General features: G+C 66.2%; 7 protein-coding genes. 6 read left to right on the top strand and 1 reads right to left on the bottom strand.

Annotated elements, in window-relative coordinates; genetic code table 11:
* From rpsE to AC5JCN_RS06315, 5 genes are all read left to right on the top strand, one after another.
* On the top strand, positions 1 to 432 hold a 432-nt coding region (rpsE, locus tag AC5JCN_RS06335), incomplete at its 5' end, for a 30S ribosomal protein S5 (protein ID WP_495754188.1).
* A gap of 11 nt (positions 433 to 443) precedes the next feature.
* The gene (rpmD, locus tag AC5JCN_RS06330) at positions 444 to 644 is read left to right on the top strand and encodes a 50S ribosomal protein L30 (protein WP_495754187.1); all 201 of its coding nucleotides are present in this window, start codon (positions 444 to 446) and stop codon (positions 642 to 644) included.
* Between the two features lie 10 nt (positions 645 to 654).
* The gene (gene rplO / locus AC5JCN_RS06325) at positions 655 to 1,146 is read left to right on the top strand and encodes a 50S ribosomal protein L15 (RefSeq protein ID WP_495754186.1); all 492 of its coding nucleotides are present in this window, start codon (positions 655 to 657) and stop codon (positions 1,144 to 1,146) included.
* 116 nt (positions 1,147 to 1,262) lie between these two features.
* Entirely contained in the window at positions 1,263 to 2,600 is a 1,338-nt protein-coding gene (secY, locus tag AC5JCN_RS06320) for a preprotein translocase subunit SecY (RefSeq protein WP_495754185.1), read from the top strand.
* Positions 2,597 to 3,178, top strand: a complete 582-nt coding sequence (locus AC5JCN_RS06315) for an adenylate kinase (RefSeq protein ID WP_495754184.1) — start codon at positions 2,597 to 2,599, stop codon at positions 3,176 to 3,178. Before secY ends, AC5JCN_RS06315 begins: the two co-directional genes overlap by 4 nt.
* A 239-nt stretch (positions 3,179 to 3,417) precedes the next feature.
* Here AC5JCN_RS06315 and AC5JCN_RS06310 read toward each other — a convergent pair whose 3' ends face one another.
* On the bottom strand, positions 3,418 to 3,789 hold the full coding sequence (locus AC5JCN_RS06310) for a DUF6968 family protein (protein WP_495754183.1): 372 nt from the start codon (positions 3,787 to 3,789) through the stop codon (positions 3,418 to 3,420).
* Positions 3,790 to 4,019: 230 nt separating this feature from the next.
* Here AC5JCN_RS06310 and rpsM point away from each other — a divergent pair.
* Positions 4,020 to 4,365, top strand: a 346-nt coding sequence (gene rpsM, locus AC5JCN_RS06305) for a 30S ribosomal protein S13 (protein WP_495754182.1), incomplete at its 3' end; no start/stop codon positions are given.

The following is a 4,365-nucleotide window of genomic DNA, read 5'->3' as shown; positions in this document are numbered from 1 at the left end:
GTCGTCGTCGGCGACCAGAAGGGCCGCGTCGGCTTCGGCCACGGCAAGGCCCGCGAGGTGCCGGAGGCCATCCGCAAGGCGACGGAAGCCGCAAAGCGCGCGCTGATCCGCGTGCCGCTGCGCGAGGGCCGGACGCTTCACCACGACGTGCAGGGCCGCCATGGCGCCGGCAAGGTCGTGCTGCGCGCCGCCCCGGCGGGTACCGGCATCATCGCCGGCGGCCCGATGCGCGCCGTGTTCGAGGCCCTCGGCATGCATGACGTCGTGTCGAAGTCGCTCGGCTCGTCCAACCCGTACAACCTCGTTCGTGCCACGTTCGACGCGCTGAAGCGCGAGGACAGCCCGCGTTCGGTCGCGGCGCGCCGCGGCCTCAAGGTTTCGGCCCTGCAGGCCCGTCGCGGCGACGCCGACGGCGCCGGCGCCGACGCGTGATGGAGGGCGTGATGGCTGACAAGAAGACGGTCACCGTCGAGCAGATCGGTTCGCCGATCCGCCGCGAGGCGAGCCAGCGCCAGACGCTGGTGGGCCTCGGGCTCAACAAGCTGCATCGCCGCCGTACGCTGGAGGATACTCCGGCCGTGCGCGGCATGATCGCCAAGGTGGCGCACCTCGTCCGCGTCGTCGACGACGCCGTGGCGAAGTGAGGAGGGTGTCATGAAGCTCAACGAGATCAGCGACAACCCGGGATCCAAGAAGGCCCGCATCCGGGTCGGACGCGGCATCGGGTCTGGCAAGGGCAAGACCGGCGGCCGCGGCGTGAAGGGTCAGAAGGCCCGCACCGGCGTGGCGGTGAAGGGCTTCGAGGGCGGCCAGATGCCGCTCTACCGTCGCCTTCCCAAGCGCGGCTTCACCAACATCTTCGCCAAGGACCTCAACGAGGTGAACATCGGCCGTATCCAGGAGGCCGTCGACGCCAACAAGCTCGACGCCGCCCAGCCGATCACCGTCGAGGCGCTCGTGGCAGCGGGCGTCTGCGCCCGTGCACGCGACGGCGTCAAGATCCTGGGCGTGGGCGAGATCAAGGCCAAGGTGACCCTGCAGGTCGCTGGTGCCTCGAAGTCGGCCGTGGCGGCGATCGAGAAGGCCGGAGGGTCGGTCACGATCCTGAACGCCGCCGAGAGCGCCGTGGCGGACGCGTCCGCCTGATCCTATATCGGGCGTTCGTCCAGACGTTACGACGCCGGGCGGCGGAGCTCTTCCGCTTCGCCCGGCGTCGCGCATTCGGGGATGCGTCCCCGGCCTGATTTGAAGCGGAGCGCAGCATGGCATCGGCGGCTGAACAGCTTGCGGCAAACCTCAACTTCGGCGCCCTCGCCAAGGCCGAGGAGCTGAAGAAGAGGATCTGGTTCACCCTCGGAGCGCTGCTGGTCTACCGGCTGGGCACCTATATCCCGCTGCCCGGCATCAACATCGACGCCCTGAACGAGATGTTCCAGCGCCAGAGCGCGGGCGTGCTCGGCCTGTTCAACATGTTTTCGGGCGGCGCCGTCGGGCGTCTCGCGATCTTCGCCCTCAACATCATGCCGTACATCTCGGCCTCCATCATCATCCAGCTCCTCACCTCCGTGGTGCCGACGCTGGAAGCGCTGAAGAAGGAAGGCGAGAGCGGCCGCAAGATCATCAACCAGTATACGCGCTACCTCACCGTGGTGCTGGCGTCCTTCCAGGCCTACGGCATCGCCGTCGGGCTGCAGAGTTCGGCCAACCTCGTGCAGGAGCCGGGACCGTTCTTCTTGATCTCAACCACCATCACGCTGGTCGGGGGCACGATGTTCCTGATGTGGCTGGGCGAGCAGATCACGGCGCGCGGCATCGGCAACGGCTCGTCGCTCATCATCTTCGCGGGCATCGTCGCCGAGCTGCCGCGCGCCGTCGCCGGGACGCTGGAACTCTCGCGCCAGGGCGCCATCTCGGCCCCGCTGATCCTCGGCATCGTCGCCATGGCCATCGCGGTGGTCGCCTTCATCGTCTTCATGGAGCGCGCGCAGCGCCGCCTGCTGATCAATTACCCCAAGCGGCAGGTCGGCAATCGTGTCTACGAAGGCCAGACCTCGTTCCTGCCGCTGAAGCTGAACACGTCTGGCGTCATCCCGCCGATCTTCGCGTCGTCGCTGCTCCTGCTGCCGACGACCATCGCGGGGTTCTCGGCGCAGAGCGGTGGCACGGGCATCCTGGCGACGATCGCCGCCTATATCGGGCACGGACGGCCGCTCTACATGCTGCTCTACGCGGCGCTGATCATCTTCTTCGCCTTCTTCTACACCGCCATCGTCTTCAATCCGCAGGAGACGGCGGACAATCTCAAGAAGCATGGCGGCTTCATCCCCGGCATCCGCCCGGGCGAGCGCACGGCCGAGTACATCGACAAGGTGCTCTCGCGCATCACGGTGCTCGGCGCGGGCTACCTCGTGCTGATCTGCCTCCTACCCGAAATACTGATTTCCCAGGCAGCGCTTCCGTTCTATTTCGGAGGCACGTCGCTTCTCATCGTGGTCAGCGTGACGATGGACACCGTGGCTCAGGTCCACGGGCATCTCCTCGCGCACCAGTATGAGGGCCTCGTGAAAAAGGCAAAGCTGCGCGGGGGGAAACGTCGGTGAGGGTGATTCTGCTGGGCCCGCCGGGGGCGGGTAAGGGCACGCAGGCAGTCCGTCTGGTCGAGAAATTCGGCATTCCGCAGCTGTCCACGGGTGACATGCTGCGTGCTGCCGTGGCGGCGGAGACGCCGGTCGGGTTGAGGGCCAAGGCGGTCATGGATGCCGGGCAGCTCGTGTCGGACGAGATCGTCATCGGCATCGTCGCCGATCGCATCGAGGAGCCCGACGCCAAGAAGGGCTTTATCCTGGACGGCTTTCCCCGCACCGTCGCCCAGGCCGAGGCGCTGGACCGCATGCTGGCGGAGAAGGGCCTCACGCTGGACGCGGTCGTCGAGCTCGTGGTCGACCAGGATGCACTCGTCCACCGCATCATGAAGCGCGCCGACGACGCCAGGGCCGCCGGCCAGCCCGTCCGCAAGGACGATGACCCGGAGGTCTTCAAGACCCGCCTTGCCGCCTATAACCGCGACACAGCGGTCGTCGCGCCCTATTACGAAGGCACCGGCAAGCTGAAGCGCATCGACGGCATGCAGCCGATCGACGCCGTTACGGCGGCGATGAACAAGGCCGTGGCGGGGTAGGGGGATTGCCGGAGCGCGCGTCTTCAGACGCGCCATGGCCCGTTGTCGGGGAGAGCGCGTCTGAAGACGCGCGGTCCTGTTCCGGACGCGCCTTGCCACCTTCAACTGCGGCGCCGCCTTCTCGAAGGACCACTACAGAGATAGTGATCGTTGGCAGCCGGCAAAGCCGGCCGGGAAGGGGATCCACGGTTAGGCATTCACCTCCGGTGGAGGGGAGCCGGCGTTTCCTCGTTGTGCAGTCACAGAAACGCCTCGTCATCTCCCACGAGGATGTCGCGCATTCCCCGGGTGACGGGGAGCCCGTATCCTTTTCTCCCTGGCTTCCACGAAAGCTGGCCGTGCTGATGGTAGCTGCTTGCGTAGAGCAGCGCCGCCGCCATCTGAAAAGCGATGACCAACGCCTGAACCGAGTCGATTCCAGTTGCTTCCTTCCGATCTATTCCGCTTGGCCATCCAATTTCGAAGGCGCATGTCCAGCCGGCCGTCTGCTTCACTGGAGTGTGGAAACTAATTGGAACTGGGGACGAGATCCCATTGACAGTCAGGATGTAATCTCTTTCGCAAATCACTTGGTTCTCCTGAGTGCTAGAGGACCAGCAACGGAAGGACATTAGAGTCCGGAGCTGATTCGAGGGGGTGCTCCGTTCGTCGTCTCTCCCTTGACACCCAACCCCTTATCCCCTAAGCGACCGCATCCGGTTTCAGGAACGGGACGCCGCAGCCTCGGGCACGGGGATGCCGGCGTCTATTGTCTTGAAACCACCGCGCAAGGGCCGGCCTCCACCGGACGCGCGGCAAACACGAACCGCCGGGATCGCACCCGGCCGACATGGAGACGGCAGTGGCCCGTATCGCAGGCGTCAACATCCCGACCAACAAGCGCGTCGTCATCGCGCTGCAGTACATTCACGGCATCGGCGCCAAGAAGGCGCAGGAGATCACCGATGCGATCGGGATCCCGGCCGAGCGCCGCGTGGCGCAGCTCACCGACAACGAGGTGCTGCAGATCCGCGAGATGATCGACCGCGACTATCTCGTCGAGGGCGACCTTCGCCGCGACGTGGCGATGAACATCAAGCGCCTGATGGACCTCGGCTGCTACCGCGGCCTGCGTCATCGCCGCAACCTTCCCGTCCGCGGCCAGCGCACGCACACCAATGCGCGCACCCGCAAGGGCAAGTCGAAGC

It is taken from the genome of Alsobacter sp., assembly GCF_059501845.1.
This window is presented reverse-complemented; position numbering and strand designations above follow the sequence as displayed.